The organism is Chryseobacterium paridis, from assembly GCF_016595215.1.
Taxonomy (GTDB): domain Bacteria; phylum Bacteroidota; class Bacteroidia; order Flavobacteriales; family Weeksellaceae; genus Chryseobacterium; species Chryseobacterium paridis.
In genome coordinates, this window is the sequence record NZ_JAENHK010000010.1 from 1,986,171 (window position 1) to 2,008,189 (window position 22,019).

The following is a 22,019-nucleotide window of genomic DNA, read 5'->3' on the forward strand; positions in this document are numbered from 1 at the left end:
ACATCACTATAAAACAAGAAAACCATAGAAATTTCTATGGTTTTTATTTTATATTTGTTATACAGTTAATTCTTAAAAACTTCAAATATGAAATTCGGACAAGTAGAAGATCCTTCAAAAATAGATTTTACATTACCTAAAGACCACTCCAGAACTAAAGAAATTTTAAAACAAAATAAAAAAGGTTTAGAAAATATTTCTATTGGATGTGCAAAATGGAACAAAACCGACCTTAAAGGATTTTACCCAAAAGGAACTAAGGATGAATTGACTTACTATGCAACTCAATTCAATTCTATTGAACTCAATGCTACATTCTACGGAATGCCTACTCCCGACCAGGTATTAACATGGAAAGAAAAAACTCCGGCAGATTTTAAATTCTTCCCGAAAATCACCAATACTGTTTCTCATTTCAGAAGACTGATTGATGTTACTGAACCTGTCACGCAATTTGCATCTTCAATTCTTAATTTTGATGAAAAACTGGGTATGGCGTTTTTACAGTTACATGATAATTTCAAACCGAAGGATTACGACAGACTGGAAAAATTCGTTAAAGAATGGCCGAAAGAAGCTCCTTTGGCCATAGAACTTAGAAATACAGAATGGTTTACGGATGAAGATATCTTCAACACAACATGTGATCTTTTTGAAGCCCATAACATTACCAACATTATTGTAGATACTGCAGGAAGAAGAGATATGCTCCATATGCGGCTTACCACGCCAAATGCCTTTATTCGTTATGTAGGTGCTAATGCAGAAAGTGATTACGAAAGGTTAGACGATTGGCTGACACGTGCTGCACAGTGGAAAAAAGAAGGTCTTCAAAATCTTTACTTTTTCGTTCACCAAAACATTGAAAAAGCATCTCCTTTACTATCAGCTTATATGATAAAAAAAATGAATGAAGAGTGGAAAACTAACCTTCATGTCCCAAAAATGGCAACAGAAGGTACTCAATCTTTATTTTAGTGTAAAAAAATTTTTAGCTATTTAATCGTTTTCTTTAGGATTTTATAGCTATTTTTTTGTTTTTAACAGTAAATATATCACCGTTCGGTGTAAAAATATTTTTATTCACAATAGATTATTTTTTTCACTAATAAATGATATATTAGGAAGTACAAAACCCTTATATCAAACAATAAATACATTAAAGTTATGGAAAAGGAAATATGTACAATCAGTATTACAAGCGATTCGTTTGGTGACAATTACACGTTTTATGAAGACCAAACTATAAAAAGAAATTATGATAGTGACAGTCTCCATTCAGATGTAACCGAATGGCTTAAGAATGACCAGATAAGCAGTCAGAGTAAAGATAAACTTATTAGAAATTGCCCTGAAGAACTTAAAGAAAAAATCATGATCATTCTAAATTATCCCTGATCTTTTAAAAACCATGAAAACTATATTTAACTAAAGAGAACAGATGGTTTGTTGAAATCAACAAATCATCTTTCTATTAATTGGATTGAAAACACAATCTTATTTTCTTATTCTCAATATTAAGACCAGGTTGAGAAATAACAACAGAAAGTCCAATGTCACCCAAATTCCAAGTTTTACATTATCGTAGTTATAGGCTTCAATCTGTTTTTTAGCAATTTCTGATAGCTTTGCACTCTGATTGATGTAATTATTAACCTCTACGATCTGATCTATATTCTTGTTGGGAACCGAATGCTGAGAAAAATACACCAAATTCTTTTTACCTAAATATCCTATCACCCAATACTCATCGGACTTATCCATTTTCAGGTACTCTATCCGATAATATTCCGGTCGTATTTTCCCTATATGTTTTGCCTCATGTCTTTCATTTTTATCCGGGTTATTTACATTGATAACATAAAAATCAAGTGTCTGAGGAAGCTTATTAACAACCTGTAATCCGACAGAATTGTTTACAACCCCAACTGCACTTTTTTTGATGAACCAGTAAGTAAAAACAGATATTGAAAAAATAAGTGTTGCAATACGGAATAATTTTGCCCATTCGGCACCTTTTCCCGATTTTACTTTGGATAAAATAAGAGAAAGGATAGATGCAAAAAATATAATAACTATTACAAATGTCATACAGTCTACAAAGATACTTTTTTATATATATTTGCACTCAAATTTTTAAATCTTTAACTATGAAAAAAATTCTTTCACTTGTTGCATTATTAACAGCTATAATTATCAGCGCCCAATCTAGATTTGAAAAGGGTTATATAATAATGACTAATAATGAACGAAAAGAAGTGTTGATTAAAAATCTGGATTGGATCAATAACGTGGAAAATTTTAGTTACAAAGTCGATGAACAATCTTCAGAATCAATAGGAACAATTAATGACATAAAAGAATTCGGAGTTTACGGATACTCAAAATATATTGCTTATAAAGGTCCTATAGAATATTCTCCGGAAAAGCTTTCGGATCTATCCAATACCTATGAACCTGAATTTAAACAAGCAAATGTTTTTTTAAAAATCCTTGTATCTGGAGATAAAAATTTATATGCCTATACAGCACAAAATACTAATAAATATTTCTACTCAGATATATCTTCTGACATCAAACCTTTAGTTTATAAAAAATATAATCCTGAAGGAAACACGCTTCTTGTTGCAACAAATGATACATATCTCAATCAGCTAAAAAATATTTTTAAAGATGATTCTGATGTAGAATCATTAGTTACCCAAACAAAATATACTGCAACCAGCCTGACAAAAATATTTCAGCTTCATAACGAAAAATCCCCAACGCTTTCTACAAAAGAACTTCAAGCTACAAAAGTAAATCCAAAATTCAACCTAAGCATCAGACCAGGTATTAATTTGTATTCACCATTAGAAATGCAGGGAAGCCCTGCAAATGAAGGATTCGAATCCAAGTCAGGACTTAGAATAGGTATTGAAGCCGAATTAGTTTTACCTTTTAATAAAAATAAATGGAGCATTATTTTTGAACCTACGTATTCTTTTTACTCGAGTAAAAAAATGACTATACCAAGCAATGATAAACTTTATAATATAAGTATGGATGGATATTCATTTATTAATCTTCCAATAGGAGTACGCCATTATATGTACTTAAATAATAAGTCTAAAATTTTTATTAATGCTCAAGTTAATGCTCTTACGTTTAAATCAGGTAAGGCTAAAAGTTTCGACTTAGACTATAATAACTATATTTATGATAATATAAAATTATCTTCAACTCAAAGTTTTAATAGTTGTTCTTTTGGTATAGGATATACTTATAATAACAAATACAGCATTGAAATTAAATACAATACCAATAATAATATTGTTGATAATTCAGAAGTTCAAACTGCAGATATAAAATATGTATCTATAATATTCGGATATAATATTTTCTAATCTACATTCCATTCTTTATAAAACTGGTCGAGGAAAAGTAACATATATTTATGCCTTTCCTCGGCTATTTTTTTTCCTTTTTCAGTATTCATTAAATCTTTTAAAAGTAATAGTTTTTCATAAAAATGATTGATCGTAGTTCCATTGGATTTTTTATATTCTTCCTTAGACATATTCAGTTTGGGCTCAATATCCGGATGGTACATCAGATTATTTTTGAACCCTCCAAAATTAAATGTTCTGGCGATACCAATGGCTCCAATTGCATCCAGTCGATCAGCATCCTGAACGATTTTCAGTTCGATCGGCAAATTCTGAGGAACCTCTCCCCTATTTTTGAATGAAATATTTTTAATAATAAAAAGGACCTGTTCAATAATTTCCTCTGAAACCTCTTGTTGCTCCAAAAACTCACGGGAAACTTTTAAGGCAATTGTTTCATCACCATTATGAAATTTAGGATCTGCAATATCATGAAGTAACGCTGCAAGTTCTACTACTTCTTTATTACCATTTTCATTTTCAGCAATCTTTTTTGAAAGCTTCCAGACCCTTTCGATATGAAACCAGTCATGTCCGGCTTCTGCTCCTTCTAACTTCTCTTTTACAAACTCTATTGTCTTTTCAATTGTACTACTCATTATGCATTAATTCGTTTAAAATAATATTCCAAAGCTTCTTGTTATAGCTTCTAAAAAAATTAACATGTCCTATTTCCCCTTTTTCTGATTCGGAGGTCTTTACCAGGCGATAAGTAGGCTTAAGATTGGGATAAGTACCATTTAATAAACTCTTAACTCCCTTATCAGTCAGCCAGACATCATCTTCAGCTCTTATTACAAAAACTTTCTGTGTTAATTCTTTAGAATAATCATCAATTTTCTCCAATAAACCGTTGGTTGATTTTTTATTCAAAATTAAGGTTCTCCAGTCATAAGCGCAATTTTTAGGGAGACTTTCTCCTAGTCCAAACCAATGAGCAGGAAAATATCCCAACAGCTGTGTAGTCAATGGCTGTGCAATTCCAAAACCAAGATAAGCTTCTATTTTAGTTTTAAATTTTAGATTTCCAACAAAAGCATTTTGTGTTCCAACAAAAAAGAATTCTTTGAAAATTTCAGAATCTTCATTCATTCCTAGAATCAAAGCACCTACAGAATGTCCAAGGCAATATTTTTCATATCCAGCAAAACGCGTTCTAACGTAGGTCGTTATTGCTTTGTAATCTCTGGTTCCCCAAATCCTCATGGATGCATTAAAACCTTTCATATGCTCCGGTTTCGACAACCCAATACCACGATAGTCGTAAGTGATCACAGTAAACCCCTTCTCTGAAAAATATTTAGCAAAAGAAAAGTAAACTTGCTGCTTCACTCCTGTTGCCGAATTAATCAACAACAATTTGTTATTACTATGCTCAGGCAAGAATAGATGTGCAATAATAGAGACCTGATCCGTTGTTGTAAGCGTTAGTTCTTCCATATTTTAAAAAGAAAAAAATCCACTCAAAAGTGGAAATTTTACTGTTCATTTTATGTTAATTGAAATACTTTCGATATGCAGTAAATAGCTTTAAGCAGTATAATCTGACATTCTTGGTAATCCTGTTTGTGATCCTTTTTTTGTAGAAACTTTTAAAGAAACCTCATTCCCGAATTTTACACATTCCTCAATAGAATTATTGTGACAAAAAGCAATAGCAAATCCAGAAGTAAAAGCATCGCCCATTCCCATTTTGTGTACTGTTTTATTATCATTATGATTTCTGAAATATTTCATTTCTGTACCATCAAAATAAATGGTGGAATTGGTATCATCTCTTACAAACACTTTATTGAAATACTTTTCAAGAACCTGTTCTTTTTCTTCTTCTCCAAAAACAATATAAAGTTCACTGCTTTTGGCCACTACAAAGTCAACGTTTTCTAAAATCTCTTCGTTCAATTTCATAGCGGGTGAAGCATACAATCCAACTTTCTTTCCGTACTTCTTTGCTTTTCTAATAGTATATTCTACCACTTCCAAAGAAACCTCCAGCTGAACAAGAATAAGGTCTACGGTCTGAAAGTATCTGTCTGCATCCTCAATATGTTTTGTACTTAAAAGTTTATTAGCTGCTGGTACCACTACAATAGCAGCATTACCATCAGAACTCGTTACATAAGCAGTTCCTGTTGCCTCTCTATCTGTTTCTGCCACAAATCCAACATTTACGTTCTCATTGACCAGATTCCTCATGATCTGCTGTCCTAAGGGATCCATACCAACGCATCCAATGAAATAAACACTTGCTCCCAATCTGGCAGTTCCTACAGCCTGATTGGCTCCTTTTCCACCAAAATAACTATCCGAATTAATGGCCAGAACAGTGTCATTAGGAGCAGGAAGTTTTTCAGTTTCTAAGACTAAATCTATTGAAGAGCTGCCAACAACTATTATTTTGGGTTGTACTGAGGAGAAGTTCATTGTCGTAAAATTGATTTATATAAAAATATTAAAATAGGAATACTAATATAAGAATAATTAACTTATTTCAATAAATTCTGTAACCACCTTTACCGGTGTATTATTTTTATCATATGCGATGTAACTGGCATAGAAACCTTCCCCATATCCAGTCTCAAAAGCAAAGATAGTTCCCGGATGTTCATCAGCCGGTTTTAAAAATGCATATTGGTCGATAGCTCCATTTTCATCAAAAAAATATTCATGAAAGAACTCTTCATAAATTCCCATAAAATCAACCCCTTTGCTATGGTATAATCTTTTTTCAAGGTCGTTAAGCTTTTCCTGAGTATCTACATCCATAAAACATCCCATCCCACTTTCTACAGGGTAACCAAAAATCTCTTCTTCAGCAAGATCTTTTATATTCTGACCTGCAGTGGTTGCCAATTTCCATTCGGATATCTCAGAATTGCTGAAAATGATCTCAGCATATGCCACACAATTACTCTCCCTTTCTTTGTGTAGTAAAACGGAAAAATCTCCTTTTGGAAATTCTGTCGAAAAAGGCTGCATATCATTTGTGATCAAAGGATCACAAGCCACCAATCTTCCACTGGAAAGATAAATCTTTCCAACTTCAAAACTTTCTAACAAAGGACTTTCTACAAAGTCTCTTGAGAATAGTTTCTTTATATTTTCTATGTGTGTCATTTTCTTTAATTGTTATTTTATTGTCAGGCATTTGCTGAATGACTATTATCTTGACAAATCTCTTCCGGTTATCATTAATAATCGCTTCTTTTTCTATTGGCTCCAACCTTTCAATTGTTTTTCAAATGTTATCATTTGAACTATCTCATTAAACTCACAAAAGAAGACAAGTTCAACAAGTCTTCTTTTATGGATATTGTTTTCCGGAATTTTTCCGGATTGATATAAGTCTTATTTCAAGATAAGTGCCAAAAGATTTATAAACTCTTCAGTTTCTCTTCTAAAATGGCAATTTTATCCTGAGCATCTTTCTGTTTTTTGCGCTCTGCTTCTACTACTTCAGGTTTAGCATTGGCAACGAACTTTTCATTAGAAAGCTTCTTTTCTACAGAAATTAAGAATCCTTTCAGGTATTTAACCTCCTCTTCTGTTTTCGTTTTCTCTTCTCCAAGATCCAGATTTTCACTTAGAGGAATGGAAACTTCTGTCGCACCAACAAGGAAGGTAAAACTTGGTTTATCTGTTTTTTCGCCAAAATGAATTTCTGAAATATTAGCAAGTTTTCTAACTACTGCTTCATTAGCAAATTCGGACGCATTTGTATAAATTTCAGCTGCTTCTTTAGGTGAAATTCCTTTTGTCTGACGGTAGTTTCTAACTCCTGAAATTAATTCCTGAGCTATTTCGAAGTTCTTAATAATAGTTTCATTAAATTCTTCTTCTTTTTTCTGCTGAGCAATTACTAAAGCTTCATCTATACTTCGTTCAGAAATTAATTGCCATATCTCTTCTGACTGGAATGGCATAAACGGATGTAGAAGCTTCATTAATTCTTCAAAGAAATAAACTGTTTTCAAGTAAACTTCTTTAGAGATACCTTCTCCATAATTAGGTTTTATCGCTTCTAGGTACCATCCACAGAAATCGTCCCAAATTAATTTATAGAGTAAATGTAAAGCATCAGAAATTCTGAACTTTTCAAACTGATCATTAATTTCAGCAATCGCTTTATTTAATTTATTTTCAAACCACTCTATAGTCTGATTTTCTGTTGCATTAGCTGGTTTATCTTCATGATTCCACATGTTAATCAATCGGAAAGCACTCCAGATTTTCGTCATGAAATTCCTTCCCTGAAGCATTAGATCTTCATCAAAAAGTAAATCATTACCCGCAGCAGCACTTAATAAAATTCCAACACGAACACCATCAGCACCATATTTATCGATTAGTTCTAAAGGATCCGGTGAATTTCCTAAAGACTTAGACATTTTTCTTCTTTGCTTATCTCTTACAATTCCTGTAAAATAAACATTCTTGAACGGAACTGTTTTCTTATATTCCAATCCTGCCATGATCATTCTGGCCACCCAGAAGAAAATAATATCCGGTCCGGTAACCAGGTCAGCAGTAGGATAATAATATTGAATATCTTTATTGTCAGGATCAAGCAACCCATCAAATACTGACATTGGCCATAACCAAGAAGAGAACCATGTATCTAGAGCATCCTGATCTTGTCTTAAACTATCAGCCGTCAGATTTTGATTTCCTGTCTTTTGTTTTGCTAACTCTAAAGCTTCTTCTTTGGTTTCAGCAACAACAAACTCTTCGTCTCCTTCTCCATAATAATAAGCTGGAATTTGCTGTCCCCACCACAACTGACGGGAAATATTCCAGTCACGGATGTTTTCCATCCAGTGTTTGTAGGTATTCTTAAACTTTTCAGGGTAGAATTTAATCTCATCATCCATTACTACATCCAAAGCGGGTTGAGCAATCTCAGACATTTTTAAGAACCATTGAACTGAAACTTTAGGTTCAATTACAGCACCAGTTCTTTCAGAAGTTCCTACTTTATTTACATAATCTTCGGCTTTTAAAAGAAGATCTTTTTCCTGCAGTTCTTTTGCAATTAGCTTTCTAACTTCAAATCTATTTTTTCCGGCATAATGTAATCCATGCTCGTTAAGATTTCCGTCGTCATCTAACGCATCAATCATTTTTAATTGATGTTTTTGCCCAATTTCATAGTCATTCGTATCATGAGCAGGAGTAATTTTTAATGCTCCCGTTCCAAATTCGATATCAACATACTCGTCTTCAATAATTGGAACTACTCTGTCTACGATAGGTACAATTACGTTCTTCCCTTTCAAATGAGCATATCTCTCATCATTCGGATTGATACATACAGCAGTATCACCAAAAATCGTTTCAGGACGTGTAGTAGCTACAGAAAGAAACTCTTCTGAACCTTCTATTTTATATTTCAGGAAATAAAGTTTTCCATTTTGTTCTTTAAATATTACTTCTTCATCAGAAATATTGGTCTTTGCTTCAGGATCCCAATTGACCATTCTATATCCTCTGTAGATCAAACCTTTGTTATAAAGATCAACAAAACTTTTGATAACCTGAGCAGACAGTTTGTCTTCTAATGTAAATCTCGTTCTGTCCCAATCACAAGAACAGCCCAGTTTTTTTAACTGGTCAAGAATAGTTCCTCCATATTTGTTGGTCCATTCCCACGCATGCTTTAAAAATTCTTCACGGGTAATATCTGATTTATTGACCCCTTCAGACTTCAATTTAGCAACAACTTTAGCTTCAGTAGCAATTGAAGCGTGATCTGTTCCCGGAACCCAACAGGCATTAAAGCCCTGCATTCTTGCACGGCGGACCAGAACATCCTGAATGGTGTTATTCAACATATGCCCCATGTGCAGTATCCCCGTAACGTTTGGAGGAGGGATTACTATCGTATATGGTGGCTTGTCATTAGGCTCTGAATGGAAAAATTTGTTTTCCAACCAGAAGTTGTACCATTTTTGTTCTGTTTCCTGTGGATTATACTTTTCTGAAATCTGCATAAATTCTATTTCTTTAGCTTACAATTTGCAAAAATAGCTTAAAGAAAAAAAAAATTAAGTATGAATTAAAATAATTTTTAACTTTGTTTTTCAAAATTTATCTAACAAACGTATTAACATTCAAGAATATGAAAAAATTAATTGCAGGAATTGCACTATTTGGAACATTTGCTCTTGCATCTGCACAAACAATTACTTTTGATAAAACTACTTTCGATTATGGTACTATTAAGCCGGGTGCTGATGGTACTAGATTTTTTACAGTAACTAACACTGGTGATAAGCCTTTGGTTATTTCTAATGTAAAACCTTCTTGCGGATGTACAACTCCAGAATTCAGTACAGATCCTGTTATGCCTGGAAAATCTGCTAAAATCAAAGTTGGATATAACACTACTCTTAATGGGCCGTTCAACAAAATGATCGAAGTATTTTCTAATGACCCTGCAAACAGCAGAAGTGTAATCTACATTAAAGGTGATGTACAAGCTAACGCTCCTGAAGTAGCTGCTGTAGCTGCTAAAGTAGAAACTCCAGCTGATGCTAAAGCTGCTAAGAAAGCTGCTAAGGCTGCTAAAAAAGTAGCTGCTGCGAAATAAGCTTTACTCAGAAAAAAATAAAAAACCGTCTTCGTGGAGACGGTTTTTTTTATTACATTTATTTTAAATAAATAAATTATGGACACCAATTTCTCGGATGATTTTGAAATAAAGGGTAAGTTTTCAATGAAAAAAGCTTCTACAGAATACCAGGGGCCACTCACTAAACAGGAAGGACAAGCACTGCTGGTTGTAGAAAAGGAAAAACTTCGTAATCTTCAGGAAAAACTATATGCAGATGGCAGCCAATCTCTTCTTGTAGTTTTACAGGCAATGGATGCAGCCGGAAAAGACAGCCTTATTGAGCATGTATTCGGTGGAGTAAACCCTCAGGGGTGTAATGTTACAAGTTTTAAAACACCTAGTTCAAGAGAATATTCACACGACTTTTTATGGAGACAGTATCTTGCATTGCCACAAAAAGGAATGATTGGTATTTTTAATAGATCCCACTATGAAAGTGTTTTGGTGTGTAAAGTACATCCCGAATACAATCTGAGTGAAAAGACATGGAGCTCCGTAAAAGATTTTGACAATAAATTCTGGGAAAACCGATATGAGAGTATACGAAATTTCGAAAAGCACCTCTCTCAAAACGGGACAAAGATTATCAAAATATTCTTAAATGTTTCAAAGAAAGAGCAAAAGCAAAGACTTCTGGATAGAATAAATGAACCGGAAAAAAACTGGAAATTCTCATCTGCCGATCTTCCTGAAAGAGCTTTGTTTGATCAGTATATGACAGCTTACGAAACAGCGATTAATGAAACATCAAAGGATTATGCACCCTGGTATGTACTTCCTGCCGATAACAAATGGTTTGCAAGAGTAGCTGCGATTCAGATTATTATAGACACATTGGAGAAAATGAATCTTAAATATCCTCAACTCTCCGCTAAAGACCTGAAAGCTTTAGAAGAATCAAAAAAAACGCTAGAAAAAGAATAAAAACAGGAAAAATCAGAGGTTTTATAACAGCAATGTAGCTTAAAGAAAAAATCACGAGAAAATCTATAAGCCGGATTTTGTACTTCTAAGAAGTGCCTGTTATTTATCTGCGTTTTACATTGCTGCAAAACTTTTGCTGATTACCCCTCGGCTTTCAGAGCGAGCTACTCCTATTTTCATTACTGAAAAGAACCGATATACTTATCATTGCACCGCAAAGAGTTTACCTGGTTTCACTACAGCCGAACTGTACTTGCTTTCTGTTGCACTTGTCCTACCCTCACGGGTGACGGATGTTATCCGCTTTGCTGCTCTATGGTGTCCGGACTTTCCTACCCCTGCCGAAGCAGAGATCAACAAGCCGACTTTCTCGTGGGTGCAAAGATACACATTATGAGTTATAAGTTGTGAGTTATAAATGATGAGTTGCCAGGCACTTTTTTTTAACTTGAAGATAAACAGTTTATTGAAGTTTTTAAATGTTGTAAAAAGTAAAATATAGTCAACATTGATTCTGAAAAACCAAAATTTTTAAAACTTATAATTAATAATTCATAACTCTTCACTAATTAACACATTATTACTATCTTCGTGCCGTTATACATCTAATTTTGATTTCCAGAGAAAAAGAATTCGCACAACTTATAAAAGATAATCAGGGACTGATTATTAAAGTTTCGCGTCTTTATACCAATTCTTTGGAAGATGAAGAGGATCTTTTTCAGGAAATTGTTTTACAGCTTTGGAGAAGCTACGATTCCTTTAAAGGAAATTCAAAAATTTCTACATGGATGTACCGTGTAGCCCTTAATACAGCCATCACTCTTTTTAGAAAAAAAAGCAAAAGCCTGCCCACTAATGAGTTGGACATCAACCATAAAGATTTTATTGAAGATGATGATGAAAAACAACAACAAATTTCTCTTCTATATACCGTAATCAAAACATTACCTAATGTAGAAAGAGCTATTGTAATGATGTATTTAGATGATTTGCCTTATAAGGATATCGCAGAAAACCTCGGGATAACTGAAGTAAATGCACGTGTGAAGATGAACAGATTAAAGAAAACCCTTAAAGAACAAATGGAAAAATATGCCTGATTTTGATTTAGACAGCTTTAAGAAAACATGGCAGGAGCAGCCTGTTCAGCAAAAATACGATAATAGCGAAATTCTTAAAATGCTAAACAGAAAGTCACGTAATTACGTGAAATATATTTTCTGGATCAGTGTTTTTGAGTTTTTACTGTTCTCAGTAATGGGATTATTTTATTTCTTTCAGGGAGAGGAAACCAATGGCTTCCTGAATGTTCTCGAAAAATTGGGAGCCAGAAAAACCCCTGAAGTAGAAAATACCTTCGATACGATCTATCTTATTCTTAAAGTTTTAAGCTTACTGGTTACAGCTTATTTTGTTTATAAATTCTATCAAAATTACCGTAAAATAAAAATCGAGGAAAACCTCAAGGGTTTAATTACAAGAATTATTAAATTCAAGAAAACAGTCAATGCATTTATTCTAATAAGCATTGTATTATTGGTTGCGTTTACTTCTATTTTTACTGTTTTTATATTTTATGCCCTAAACTCTCAAAATATTGAACCTGCCAATTCAGCACTTACCATTTTTATCATAGGAACTGTCCTTAGTACAGGATTATGTGTATTATTGATCTGGCTATATTATCGATTGGTGTATGGAATTATTATGAGAAAGCTGGATAAAAACCTTACACAGCTACGAGATATAGATTCCCAGGAAAATTAACTATTCACAGGCAGCTATCTTAAAATTTATTTGTTATTTTTAATTAAATAAATCTTTTGATATGGCTTTATCTTATGTATCCGGAGCTTCGAATATTCCTTTATTAGGGGAAACGATTGGCAGCAATCTAAAGAAAACGGTTGAAAAATATGCTGATCATGAAGCAATGGTTTCTGTGCAACAGAACTATCGTGCAAGCTATAAAGAGTTTTATGATCAGACAACATCAGTTGCCAAAGCACTCATCCATTTAGGTGCAAAATCTGGAGACAGGATAGGAATCTGGTCAGCCAACCGATATGAATGGGTATTGTTACAATATGCCACTGCCAGAATAGGAACCATTTTAGTCAATATCAATCCGGCTTACAGAACCCATGAACTTACCTATGTACTCAATCAGTCGGAAGTTCGTTTTATTTTTTCTTCTCTGTCCTTTAAAACCAGTAATTACAAGGAAATGGTAGAATATGCCAAGGAAGTATGTCCAACTTTAGATGAAGCTATATTCTTTGATGAAAGCTGGGATCAGTTTTTGAAAAACGGCACATCTGTCTCTGATGAACTTTTACAAAGTTTTGAAGAAAATATTGAATTCGATGATCCTGTTAATATTCAATATACGTCAGGAACAACAGGATTTCCTAAGGGAGTTACACTCTCTCATCACAATATTTTAAACAACGGTTACTTCATAGGAGTACGATTACATTATACCGAGAAAGACAGGGTTTGTATTCCTGTCCCATTTTATCATTGCTTTGGAATGGTCATTGGAAATATTTGCTGTACCGCTCATGGTGCGTGTATCGTCATTCCCAATGAAAGTTTCGATCCAGACATTACCCTGAAAGTGGTTTCTGATGAAAAATGTACTTCTTTATATGGAGTGCCGACCATGTTTATTGCCGAACTGGCTGTAAAGAACTTTGACACTTATGATTTCTCAAACCTTAGAACAGGAGTTATGGCAGGATCTGTATGTCCACCGGAAATCATGAAGAAGGTAGAAAGCCTTATGAATATAAAGGAAATGAGTATTTGCTATGGAATGACAGAAACCTCTCCTGTTTCCACTCAGACATTAATCGGAACATCTTTGGAAAAGCAAGTCAGTACGGTTGGAACCGTTCAGGATCATCTTGAAATAAAAATCATAGATGAGCATGGAAAAATTGTAGAACGTGGTGAGCATGGCGAGCTTTGTACCAGAGGATATTCTGTTATGTTAAAATACTGGAATGATCCTGAAAATACGCGCAAAGTCCTTGATGATGCACGATGGATGCATACAGGTGATTTGGCAGTAATGGATGCTGAAGGTTATATTACCATTTCCGGTAGAATAAAAGATCTTATTATCCGTGGAGGGGAAAATATCTCCCCAAAAGAAATCGAGGACTTTTTGTACACTTATCCGAATATTCTGGATGTACAGATAATAGGAGTTCCCAGTGAAAAATTTGGAGAGGAAGTAATGGCATGGATCAAAGTAAGAAACGGATTCCAAGTATCTGAAGAAGAACTTCTCGATTACTGTAAGTCAAAAATATCTCATTATAAGATTCCAAAATACTGGAAGTTTGTAGATGAGTTCCCGATGACCATTTCAGGAAAGATCCGAAAAGTGGAAATGCGGGAAATTTCAGTCAAAGAATTAAATCTCAATCATTTAAAAAATAACTAATTTTTAATCATAAAAAACGCCCGGATGGTCCGGGCATTTTCAATATGTTAAGCTGAATTAAAGCTCTTTTCTTAATCTAGCTACAGGAATATTAAGTTGTTCTCTGTATTTTGCGATTGTTCTTCGGGCGATGTTATATCCCTGTTCTTTCAGGATCACGACCAATGCATCATCTGTCAATGGCTTTCTTTTGTTTTCTTTACTGATCACTTCCTGAAGATGTGTTTTGATCTCCTTCGTAGAAACCTCTTCCCCATCATCATTCGTCAAACTATCGGAAAACAGGTCTTTAAGATATACAATACCATTTGGGGTATCTGCATATTTACTTTTTACTACTCTGGAAATTGTAGAAATATCAAAACCAGTAATATCCGCAATATCCTTAAGGATCATTGGTTTTAAAGATTTTTCATCTCCCGTAATAAAATACTCTTTCTGGAATTTAACAATAGCTGTAATGGTCTGCAATAAAGTATTCTGACGTTGATTAATCGCATCAATATACCATTTTGCCGCATCCAGTTTTTGCTTGATAAATAAAGCAGCCTGTTTGTGCTCAGAAGAGTTTTTATCGTGAGAATAGGTTGTCAAAATATCTTTATATTCCTCAGAAACCCTTAATGTCGGTGCATTTTTACTGTTAAGCATTGGAATAACTGCTCCATCTTTTACCTGAATTACAAAATCTGGAATAATTTCCTGATTAATGGTAATGGTTTGAGTATCAAAGTTACCACCTACCTTCGGAGATAATTTGGAGATTTCTTCCAAAGCATCTTTAAGGTCTTCTTCTTCGATATCGTATTTCTGGATGATTTTATTATAATGCTTATTGGTCAATGCATCAAACTGGTGTCTAAGAATATTAGCTGCTAAAGAAACAGCTTTATCAGAACTCACCTTCTTTTCGATTTGTAATAAAAGACATTCCTGAAGACCTCTTGCTCCAACTCCTGGTGGATCAAGCTTCTGAACATAATTTTCTAAAATATCTTCTGCCTTTTCTATCGTGGTATAAATTCCCTGAGAGAAAGCTAAATCATCAACGATCGATTTGATCTCTCTTCTCAGATAGCCATCCGTATCCAGGTTTCCTATAATATATTCTGCAATTTTTATATCCTCAGGATTAATATTAGCCAAATGTATCTGCTCTAATAAATAGTCATATAGAGACTGACCTTCAGTCAGTAAGCTTTCATTATCAAATTCCTCATCATCAGCTGAATAATTACTGGAAGCCGTTTTATAGCTTGGTTCATCATCATAGATATATTCATTCACATCAAAATCCGTTTCAATGCTTTCATTTCCTTCATTCTCATAGGAATCCTCAAGAGATGCATAATCATCTTCCTTAGATTCTTCTTTAGCAATTTCCAAGGCAGGGTTTTCTTCTAATTCTCTTTCCAATTCCTCTTCAAATTCCAAAGTATGAAGTTGAATCAGCTTCATCAATTGAATCTGCTGCGGAGCCAACTTTTGCCCTAACTTGAGTTGTAAGTGTTGTTTAAGCATATTTACTCTTTGTGTTTTAACATAAGATATTCCACGAAATTAATGAATTTTTTTTACAAAATCTCTATTTAGCACGATTTTTGCATTATATAATTTAACATAATAAGCTATTATTAAAATAAAAAAGCCTTAAAATTAATTTAAGGCTTTTTTTGTATCTAGAATTCGGCACTTTTCGGTGTCCTAGGGAAAGGAATTACATCTCTGATATTCGTCATTCCGGTTACAAAAAGAATAAGTCTTTCCAAACCTAATCCGAAACCAGCATGAGGTACTGAACCAAATTTTCTTGTATCCATATACCACCAAAGTTCTTCCTCTTCCACATGCATTTCTTTCATTTTCTGTCTTAGAACTTCTATACGCTCTTCTCTTTCAGAACCTCCAATGATCTCTCCAATTCCAGGGAAAAGAACATCCATTGCTCTCACTGTTTTATTATCATCATTCAAACGCATATAGAATGCTTTGATATCTTTTGGATAGTCAAATAAAACTACCGGGCTCTCAAAATGCTTCTCTACAAGGAACCTTTCGTGCTCAGACTGAAGATCAGCTCCCCAACTTTCAATCGGGAATTGGAATTTGCCTTTTTTGTTTTCTTTAGAGTTTAATAATATATCAATAGCCTCTGTATAGCTCACACGCATAAAACGTTTAGCTACTACATTTTGTAATTTCTCTATAAGACCTTCTTTTGCTCTTTCTTTTTCTGGCTTAGATTTTTGCTCTTCAGCAAATCTTTTATCTAAAAATTCAAGATCATCCTTACAGTTATCCAATACATACTGGATCACATATTTCAGGAAGTCTTCTGCAAGATCAATGTTATCCTCAAGGTTGTTGAATGCAACCTCAGGTTCTACCATCCAGAACTCAGCAAGGTGACGTGTTGTATTAGAGTTTTCAGCACGGAAAGTAGGACCGAATGTATAAATTCTCCCTAATCCCATAGCCGCGGTCTCTCCTTCCAGCTGACCTGAAACGGTAAGGTTTGTTTGCTTACCAAAGAAGTCCTGGCTGTAATCTACTTGGCCATCTTCAGTTTTTGGAACATTATTAAGATCAAAGCTCGTAAGTCCAAACATCTCACCCGCTCCTTCTGCATCAGCACCTGTAATAATTGGTGTATGAATGTTGAAAAAATGATTTTTGGTAAAGAATGAGTGAATCGCAAAAGTTACTGCATGACGCACTCTGAATACAGCTCCAAACAAATTGGTTCTGAATCTTAAATGCGCTTGCTCACGAAGCTTTTCTAAACTGTGTTTCTTGGGCTGAAGAATTGTATTTTGCAATTCTTCTGTAAAGTTATCTCCTAAAATAATTATCTTTTTAGCGATAATTTCTACCGTTTGCCCTGCTCCCTGACTTTCTACAACCTCACCAATCACTTTAAGAGAAGAAGCCGTGCTTATTTTATTAATAATCTCTTTATCAAAATTTTCAAAATCAACAACTATTTGCAAATTATTTATTGTAGATCCATCATTAAGCGCTATAAAGCGGTTTGCACGGAAGGATTTCACCCAGCCGTATACGGTAATGTCATGATGTAGTACTTTTTTGTAATCCTGTAGGATTTCTTTAATCGTCTGCTTTTTCATTTGTTGATTATAAATTTTCGTATAAAAATTAACGTCTGCAAAGTTACAAAAAAACAGCGCAAGTTGATGATTGCGCTGCCTTTAAAAAAATCATTAATCAATTATTTAATAAAAAAATCTACGGTTCATGTTTAATTTAGTTAAAGAATATCGTTTTTTTCCTCTGTTTACCTCTTCTTATTTTCCAGGCATGGTAGGAGCTTGGAACATCATATTCCCATTTTGGAAGCAGTAAAATGATTAGGATCACATCGATATGGGAAATCAATCCTAAACCGATGGCCAGATAAAATGCCCAACCAATTTCCTGAAATCCAATCAGATAAGTAAAAGCAATCAGCAAACTAAGCCCCCACATTTTTGCAAGAAAAGCATGTGTGCAGGTTTCTTTTCCAAATTTCCAGATGCTAATTATATAACACAGAGCCTCCATAATGAAAATCAGAAGAATACCAGTCCATTCATTTTTTATCAGTTCAGGATTCAGAATATAAGATGAGAATCCTAAAGAAAGCCAAAAAATAAGATCCGTCTGGCTATCCAACCTTCTCAGTTTTTCAGAGGAAACACCTGTCTTTCGGGCAACAATTCCGTCAAAAATATCTGTTAATAATCCAATATACATCAATACTAAGATTAAAGACCTGGATTCCTCACCTTTCAAATAACTGAATAAGAGAACAGTTGGAGCTATAAAAAACCGTATTGTGATAAGTATGTATGGTAACTTTTTCATGATCTAATGTTTTTAAAATTTAAAATATATACTTGTTTCTATTGAAAAGGAATTAAAACCAGATGGAACTGCATTTTTCTGTAAAAGCCTAAAAGGCATATAAGATCCTTGTATCCCCAGTCCAAAATTATTCTTCCAAAATCTTATCCCTTGACCCATCCTTATGGATGCAATACTTCTTGTGTTTGTATCGACATATATCGTATTTCCATTGTCTTTTTCTGGCTTATCACCAGGAATACCGTTACCACTAAAGAAAAGGTTATGCATACTAAGTTCACTCACCCATTCTAAGCTGTTACTCCGGACCGGATATTCTTTTACCATTCTTAATCCTATGTTCAATAAAAATTCTTTAGATCTGACATGATAAAGTTCTCCGTTTTTACCATAATCAAAATCGTATATGCTTGTACTATGATAAAAATTTAACCCGAATTCAAGATGAGCTTTATTTTCATCAATAGGAAACCTATGCCAGTAACCTACATATACACCAGGCATCTGGCTCTCTTTATAAGATGAAAAACTAAGAAAACTCCCCGCTTCGACCATTGATCTCCTCTCCTTCTTTGTCGATTCCGTAAGTACCTGTGCATGTAGATTGACTACCATTAATGCACAAAGAGCTAAAACTTTCATAGTACAGATTTAAAAGTTGATAAAAGGCAGACTTCGTTTACCGTTCTTGTTCCAAAAACCTATCTGCAATCCTTTCATCTTACGGGATTTATTAAACAAACCAACCTGCATCCCTCTTGCATCATGAGCTTTATTGTAAATGCCAATCTGTACTCCTTTTAGCTGATTCGCATCGTTGAATGCTGAAACACTTATCCCATTTAGTTCTCCACTGCTTACTCCCAGACCAGAAATCAGTATTCCACTTCCTTTATCAATATCAGTAGACAAACCTCCTATTGAAAGGCCTTTCATAGTATGCCCATAATTATATAATGAAATAGTAATCCCATTATGGCTTGTACCTCTTCCATATCCGGCACCGGAAATAGTAAGACCATTTACCACAAGATGGGGCATTGCATTCGTAGATTTTGAAGGGTCAAATAACATCCAGATCAAAACACCCACTGGGTTAGGTTCTAAATTAATTCCATTGATCTTCCTCACCCCTCCTTTATGATCATCAAAAGCATCGCCCATTCCGATAGCAATTCCATCTACTTCTTTGATATCTTTTTTCAAGGGAGTAAATGCAATTATTTTCGTTTTCGTTTCTAAAACTGCAATGCTATCCTGAGCGTATAATACGCTACTTGTAAAAGCACTGATTATAAAAAAAATGATTGTTTTCATAGCTGATTACTTTAAAATTACAATTCAAAATTATCAGCAGAACAGTCTAGTCTCAATGTGAAAAGGAATTAAAAAAAATACTACATTTGTGAAAATCACAAATTATGCATCAGGAAGCATTACTAAAGGAGATCCGAAGAAAAATAGGCGATCGCTCATTGAATGATGAGATCGCCAATATTCTGAATATAAGTTATGATGCAGCTCATAGGAGAACTTCTTTAAAAGCTAAATTTAGTTTTGAGGAGGCATTGGAACTGGCTAAGCACTATCAGATTTCTTTGGACCAGTTTTTAGGAACTGAGAACCAACTGGTCGTAAGAAGAACACAGCCGGTACGAACCACAGAAGATTTGTTAAACTATTTTGAAAACTCGCTTAAGATTCTCGATGTTTTCCACAACATTACCAATTCCCAGGTTTTTTATTCTGCAAAGGACATCCCATTTTTCTATACGATTTCAGATTCTATTTTATCCCGCTTTAAATTTTATGTATGGATGAATTTATTAAATCAGGATCAGTTTCTGAGCCCGTTTAATGAATTCAAAATGGAGTACCATTCTCCCAAAAATGAGATGCTGATCGAATTGTATGAAAAACAAAATGTCACAGAAATCTGGAATGACACCACAATCATGAGCGCTTTAAGACAAATTTCTTTTTACTCCGAAATTGGATTATTAAAAAAAGAAGAAGCTATTCTGATCCTGGAAGACCTCAAAAAACTCTTAGAAGATTTAGAAAACAAAACCCTTCAAAAATCAAATTTCCAAATATTTGCTAATGATTTAGTAATTTTAAACAATAGTATTTTATTTAAGAATGATCAACAGTGCTCTTTCTTTGTTCCGTTCAGTATGTTTGGATATATGATGACCAATGACAAGATGACTTGCCAGGACTCATTAAGTTACTTTGAGCATCAGATTAAAAATTCCAGATCACTGAACACTTCAGGAAACAGAGATAGAAAAATGTTCTTTAATACGATGTATCAGCAAATTGAAAATTTAAAGGAAAAATTATAATGGACCCACTTCGTAATGGTGAATTTTTTGGACAAACCAATGAAACCCTTGATTTCGGAGGGCTCACCTTTACGGATACAGAGTACACTCATTCTTATGTGGATTGGCATTATCATGAAAATGCCTATTTTACATTTCTTCTTCAAGGAAATGTTACCGAAGGAAATAAAAAAGAGGTCTATGAATGCACTCCAGGAACACTTTTATACCATTGTTGGGAAGATTCTCACTACAATATAAAACCAGATGTATTTACTCGAGGTTTTCACATTGAAGTTTCAAAAGATTGGTTTGAGAATCATGAAATTTTAAAGGACAGTATTGAAGGAAGCATTAATATTAAAGATCCCGCTATAAAGCTTCTTACTTATCAGATCTTTAAAGAAACAAAGCTAAACGACTTTCATACTGAATTATCAGTTCACCAGTTATTATTGTGTATTTTCAATCAAACAAATAAACACTCTCAAAATCCGGAAAAAAATCCGGTTTGGGTTCGAAGGATCAATGAATTATTACATGAAAGTTTTACTGAAAAGCTAAATCTTACACAACTTGCCCAAATTTTAGATATCCATCCAATGCATCTTAGCAGGGATTTTCATAAGTATTTCCAATGCAATCTGGGAGAATATATCAGAAAATTGAAAGTCAATAAATCACTTGATTTTCTTCATAACAACAATGAATCTCTAACAGATATAGCACTGGAATGTGGATTTTCTGACCAAAGTCATTTCATCCGTTGTTTCAGAGAAAATATAGGCATTACACCTTTAAAATATAGAAATTTGCTAAAATAGTATAGTAATAAAAAGAGAAGTAAACTCTTTATTATTCGTCTTTTTTAGAAGGAACTAAAAAGACATCAATAAGACCTTCAGGCAATTGCATTTTAATGAATCTTTCGTCTCTATTCACTTCAATAATCCAGTCTTTGATAATAGGAATTACCACTTCCTTCCCATCTAAATTGGTTACAAAATAGTTCTGAGCAGTCTGATCATTAATGGATCTGATAACACCACAGTTATTATCATTTTCATCAAGAATATCAAAACCTACTACTTCGTGGTAATAAAATTGTTTTCCGGAAAGTTTTGGCAATGAAGCCAACGGCAGATAGACACTTTTCCCTAAAGATTGATCTACCAGCGCTTCGGAAGAATTTTTAAATGCAATATTCAAAGCATCTAATTTACTCCAGGATGATTTTGCAATAAAAAAAGGAACCAATAATCCGTTGATTTCAACGAATATTGATTCCAGTTTATTGTAAAGTTCGGGTTGATCGGTATCCAATTTAAGGATAACATTTCCCGCAAGGCCGTGTCTGCGTGTGATTTTACCTAAAAAGTAGCAATCTTCTTTACGCATACCGGTTG

At 33.9% G+C, this 22,019-nt stretch carries 22 protein-coding genes and 1 other RNA gene; 10 read left to right on the forward strand and 13 right to left on the reverse strand.

The window, feature by feature from the left end:
* Positions 1 to 87: 87 nt before the first annotated feature.
* Together JHL15_RS18425 and JHL15_RS18430 are read left to right on the forward strand one after the other, a co-directional pair.
* Positions 88 to 978, forward strand: coding sequence for a DUF72 domain-containing protein (locus tag JHL15_RS18425; protein ID WP_200248155.1), 891 nt, complete (start codon positions 88 to 90; stop codon positions 976 to 978).
* Positions 979 to 1,167: 189 nt separating this feature from the next.
* Positions 1,168 to 1,398 (forward strand): hypothetical protein, encoded by a 231-nt coding sequence (locus JHL15_RS18430; protein WP_200248157.1) that lies wholly within the window; start codon positions 1,168 to 1,170, stop codon positions 1,396 to 1,398.
* Positions 1,399 to 1,497: 99 nt separating this feature from the next.
* On the opposite strand, the gene JHL15_RS18435 is transcribed toward JHL15_RS18430, so the two are convergent.
* Positions 1,498 to 2,091: a hypothetical protein gene (locus tag JHL15_RS18435; RefSeq protein ID WP_200248159.1), complete on the reverse strand. Its 594-nt coding sequence runs from the start codon at positions 2,089 to 2,091 to the stop codon at positions 1,498 to 1,500.
* A 59-nt stretch (positions 2,092 to 2,150) separates the two neighbouring features.
* On the opposite strand from JHL15_RS18435, the gene JHL15_RS18440 reads away from it, so the two are divergent.
* Complete coding sequence (locus tag JHL15_RS18440) at positions 2,151 to 3,386, forward strand: hypothetical protein (protein ID WP_200248161.1); 1,236 nt, start codon at positions 2,151 to 2,153, stop codon at positions 3,384 to 3,386.
* On the opposite strand, the gene JHL15_RS18445 is transcribed toward JHL15_RS18440, so the two are convergent.
* From JHL15_RS18445 to JHL15_RS18465, 5 genes are all read right to left on the reverse strand, one after another.
* Positions 3,383 to 4,027, reverse strand: coding sequence for an HD domain-containing protein (locus JHL15_RS18445; RefSeq protein ID WP_200248163.1), 645 nt, complete (start codon positions 4,025 to 4,027; stop codon positions 3,383 to 3,385). The genes JHL15_RS18440 and JHL15_RS18445 overlap by 4 nt on opposite strands.
* Positions 4,020 to 4,868, reverse strand: a complete 849-nt coding sequence (locus JHL15_RS18450; protein WP_200248165.1) for an alpha/beta hydrolase family protein — start codon at positions 4,866 to 4,868, stop codon at positions 4,020 to 4,022. The genes JHL15_RS18445 and JHL15_RS18450 overlap by 8 nt, the downstream gene beginning before the upstream one ends.
* Positions 4,869 to 4,958: 90 nt before the next feature.
* Positions 4,959 to 5,852 carry a ribokinase gene (locus tag JHL15_RS18455; protein ID WP_200248167.1) on the reverse strand — a complete coding sequence of 298 codons (894 nt, stop codon included), beginning with the start codon at positions 5,850 to 5,852 and terminating at the stop codon, positions 4,959 to 4,961.
* Between the two features lie 57 nt (positions 5,853 to 5,909).
* Positions 5,910 to 6,545 carry a DUF4241 domain-containing protein gene (locus JHL15_RS18460; protein ID WP_200248169.1) on the reverse strand — a complete coding sequence of 212 codons (636 nt, stop codon included), beginning with the start codon at positions 6,543 to 6,545 and terminating at the stop codon, positions 5,910 to 5,912.
* A gap of 257 nt (positions 6,546 to 6,802) precedes the next feature.
* Positions 6,803 to 9,418 carry a valine--tRNA ligase gene (locus JHL15_RS18465; protein ID WP_200248171.1) on the reverse strand — a complete coding sequence of 872 codons (2,616 nt, stop codon included), beginning with the start codon at positions 9,416 to 9,418 and terminating at the stop codon, positions 6,803 to 6,805.
* A 128-nt stretch (positions 9,419 to 9,546) separates the two neighbouring features.
* Here JHL15_RS18465 and JHL15_RS18470 point away from each other — a divergent pair, with 128 nt between their 5' ends.
* Positions 9,547 to 10,017, forward strand: a complete 471-nt coding sequence (locus JHL15_RS18470) for a DUF1573 domain-containing protein (RefSeq protein WP_200248172.1) — start codon at positions 9,547 to 9,549, stop codon at positions 10,015 to 10,017.
* 78 nt (positions 10,018 to 10,095) lie between these two features.
* Complete coding sequence (locus JHL15_RS18475; protein WP_200248173.1) at positions 10,096 to 10,965, forward strand: PPK2 family polyphosphate kinase; 870 nt, start codon at positions 10,096 to 10,098, stop codon at positions 10,963 to 10,965.
* Positions 10,966 to 11,015: 50 nt separating this feature from the next.
* On the opposite strand, the gene rnpB is transcribed toward JHL15_RS18475, so the two are convergent.
* An RNA gene (gene rnpB, locus JHL15_RS18480) (RNase P RNA component class A) lies at positions 11,016 to 11,338 on the reverse strand.
* Positions 11,339 to 11,576: 238 nt separating this feature from the next.
* Between rnpB and JHL15_RS18485 the strand changes: the two genes are divergently transcribed.
* The 3 genes from JHL15_RS18485 to JHL15_RS18495 all read left to right on the forward strand — a co-directional run bounded on the left by JHL15_RS18485 (position 11,577) and on the right by JHL15_RS18495 (position 14,422).
* Positions 11,577 to 12,068, forward strand: a complete 492-nt coding sequence (locus JHL15_RS18485) for an RNA polymerase sigma factor (RefSeq protein ID WP_172280093.1) — start codon at positions 11,577 to 11,579, stop codon at positions 12,066 to 12,068.
* On the forward strand, positions 12,061 to 12,735 hold the full coding sequence (locus JHL15_RS18490; RefSeq protein ID WP_200248174.1) for a beta-carotene 15,15'-monooxygenase: 675 nt from the start codon (positions 12,061 to 12,063) through the stop codon (positions 12,733 to 12,735). The genes JHL15_RS18485 and JHL15_RS18490 overlap by 8 nt, the downstream gene beginning before the upstream one ends.
* Before the next feature lie 61 nt (positions 12,736 to 12,796).
* The gene (locus JHL15_RS18495; RefSeq protein ID WP_200248175.1) at positions 12,797 to 14,422 is read left to right on the forward strand and encodes an AMP-binding protein; all 1,626 of its coding nucleotides are present in this window, start codon (positions 12,797 to 12,799) and stop codon (positions 14,420 to 14,422) included.
* A 57-nt stretch (positions 14,423 to 14,479) separates the two neighbouring features.
* On the opposite strand, the gene rpoN is transcribed toward JHL15_RS18495, so the two are convergent.
* The 5 genes from rpoN to JHL15_RS18520 form a co-directional block, all read right to left on the reverse strand.
* Positions 14,480 to 15,943: an RNA polymerase factor sigma-54 gene (gene rpoN / locus JHL15_RS18500; RefSeq protein ID WP_200248176.1), complete on the reverse strand. Its 1,464-nt coding sequence runs from the start codon at positions 15,941 to 15,943 to the stop codon at positions 14,480 to 14,482.
* 158 nt (positions 15,944 to 16,101) lie between these two features.
* On the reverse strand, positions 16,102 to 17,550 hold the full coding sequence (gene asnS, locus JHL15_RS18505) for an asparagine--tRNA ligase (RefSeq protein ID WP_200248177.1): 1,449 nt from the start codon (positions 17,548 to 17,550) through the stop codon (positions 16,102 to 16,104).
* Between the two features lie 136 nt (positions 17,551 to 17,686).
* On the reverse strand, positions 17,687 to 18,286 hold the full coding sequence (locus JHL15_RS18510) for a CDP-alcohol phosphatidyltransferase family protein (protein WP_200248178.1): 600 nt from the start codon (positions 18,284 to 18,286) through the stop codon (positions 17,687 to 17,689).
* 12 nt (positions 18,287 to 18,298) lie between these two features.
* Positions 18,299 to 18,928, reverse strand: coding sequence for a hypothetical protein (locus tag JHL15_RS18515; RefSeq protein ID WP_200248179.1), 630 nt, complete (start codon positions 18,926 to 18,928; stop codon positions 18,299 to 18,301).
* Between the two features lie 9 nt (positions 18,929 to 18,937).
* Positions 18,938 to 19,603 (reverse strand): LA_2272 family surface repeat-containing protein, encoded by a 666-nt coding sequence (locus tag JHL15_RS18520; RefSeq protein ID WP_200248180.1) that lies wholly within the window; start codon positions 19,601 to 19,603, stop codon positions 18,938 to 18,940.
* A gap of 104 nt (positions 19,604 to 19,707) precedes the next feature.
* Between JHL15_RS18520 and JHL15_RS18525 the strand changes: the two genes are divergently transcribed.
* Positions 19,708 to 20,634, forward strand: coding sequence for a helix-turn-helix domain-containing protein (locus JHL15_RS18525; protein WP_200248181.1), 927 nt, complete (start codon positions 19,708 to 19,710; stop codon positions 20,632 to 20,634).
* Positions 20,634 to 21,437, forward strand: a complete 804-nt coding sequence (locus JHL15_RS18530; RefSeq protein ID WP_200248182.1) for a helix-turn-helix domain-containing protein — start codon at positions 20,634 to 20,636, stop codon at positions 21,435 to 21,437. Before JHL15_RS18525 ends, JHL15_RS18530 begins: the two co-directional genes overlap by 1 nt.
* Positions 21,438 to 21,468: 31 nt before the next feature.
* On the opposite strand, the gene rimM is transcribed toward JHL15_RS18530, so the two are convergent.
* Positions 21,469 to 22,011: a ribosome maturation factor RimM gene (gene rimM, locus JHL15_RS18535; protein WP_200248184.1), complete on the reverse strand. Its 543-nt coding sequence runs from the start codon at positions 22,009 to 22,011 to the stop codon at positions 21,469 to 21,471.
* Between the last annotated feature and the right edge of the window lie 8 nt (positions 22,012 to 22,019).

What these genes read in the sequence shown, in the direction of transcription:
- JHL15_RS18470 (WP_200248172.1), top strand. Translation starts at nt 9,547, where the DNA reads ATGAAAAAATTAATTGCAGGAATTGCACTATTTGGAACATTTGCTCTT.
- JHL15_RS18460 (WP_200248169.1), bottom strand. Translation starts at nt 6,545, where the DNA reads ATGACACACATAGAAAATATAAAGAAACTATTCTCAAGAGACTTTGTA.
- JHL15_RS18455 (WP_200248167.1), bottom strand. Translation starts at nt 5,852, where the DNA reads ATGAACTTCTCCTCAGTACAACCCAAAATAATAGTTGTTGGCAGCTCT.
- JHL15_RS18510 (WP_200248178.1), bottom strand. Translation starts at nt 18,286, where the DNA reads ATGAAAAAGTTACCATACATACTTATCACAATACGGTTTTTTATAGCT.
- JHL15_RS18465 (WP_200248171.1), bottom strand. Translation starts at nt 9,418, where the DNA reads ATGCAGATTTCAGAAAAGTATAATCCACAGGAAACAGAACAAAAATGG.
- JHL15_RS18430 (WP_200248157.1), top strand. Translation starts at nt 1,168, where the DNA reads ATGGAAAAGGAAATATGTACAATCAGTATTACAAGCGATTCGTTTGGT.
- JHL15_RS18520 (WP_200248180.1), bottom strand. Translation starts at nt 19,603, where the DNA reads ATGAAAACAATCATTTTTTTTATAATCAGTGCTTTTACAAGTAGCGTA.
- JHL15_RS18440 (WP_200248161.1), top strand. Translation starts at nt 2,151, where the DNA reads ATGAAAAAAATTCTTTCACTTGTTGCATTATTAACAGCTATAATTATC.
- rpoN (WP_200248176.1), bottom strand. Translation starts at nt 15,943, where the DNA reads ATGCTTAAACAACACTTACAACTCAAGTTAGGGCAAAAGTTGGCTCCG.
- JHL15_RS18435 (WP_200248159.1), bottom strand. Translation starts at nt 2,091, where the DNA reads ATGACATTTGTAATAGTTATTATATTTTTTGCATCTATCCTTTCTCTT.
- rimM (WP_200248184.1), bottom strand. Translation starts at nt 22,011, where the DNA reads ATGCGTAAAGAAGATTGCTACTTTTTAGGTAAAATCACACGCAGACAC.
- JHL15_RS18450 (WP_200248165.1), bottom strand. Translation starts at nt 4,868, where the DNA reads ATGGAAGAACTAACGCTTACAACAACGGATCAGGTCTCTATTATTGCA.
- JHL15_RS18530 (WP_200248182.1), top strand. Translation starts at nt 20,634, where the DNA reads ATGGACCCACTTCGTAATGGTGAATTTTTTGGACAAACCAATGAAACC.
- JHL15_RS18515 (WP_200248179.1), bottom strand. Translation starts at nt 18,928, where the DNA reads ATGAAAGTTTTAGCTCTTTGTGCATTAATGGTAGTCAATCTACATGCA.
- JHL15_RS18490 (WP_200248174.1), top strand. Translation starts at nt 12,061, where the DNA reads ATGCCTGATTTTGATTTAGACAGCTTTAAGAAAACATGGCAGGAGCAG.
- JHL15_RS18495 (WP_200248175.1), top strand. Translation starts at nt 12,797, where the DNA reads ATGGCTTTATCTTATGTATCCGGAGCTTCGAATATTCCTTTATTAGGG.
- JHL15_RS18525 (WP_200248181.1), top strand. Translation starts at nt 19,708, where the DNA reads ATGCATCAGGAAGCATTACTAAAGGAGATCCGAAGAAAAATAGGCGAT.
- asnS (WP_200248177.1), bottom strand. Translation starts at nt 17,550, where the DNA reads ATGAAAAAGCAGACGATTAAAGAAATCCTACAGGATTACAAAAAAGTA.
- JHL15_RS18475 (WP_200248173.1), top strand. Translation starts at nt 10,096, where the DNA reads ATGGACACCAATTTCTCGGATGATTTTGAAATAAAGGGTAAGTTTTCA.
- JHL15_RS18425 (WP_200248155.1), top strand. Translation starts at nt 88, where the DNA reads ATGAAATTCGGACAAGTAGAAGATCCTTCAAAAATAGATTTTACATTA.
- JHL15_RS18445 (WP_200248163.1), bottom strand. Translation starts at nt 4,027, where the DNA reads ATGAGTAGTACAATTGAAAAGACAATAGAGTTTGTAAAAGAGAAGTTA.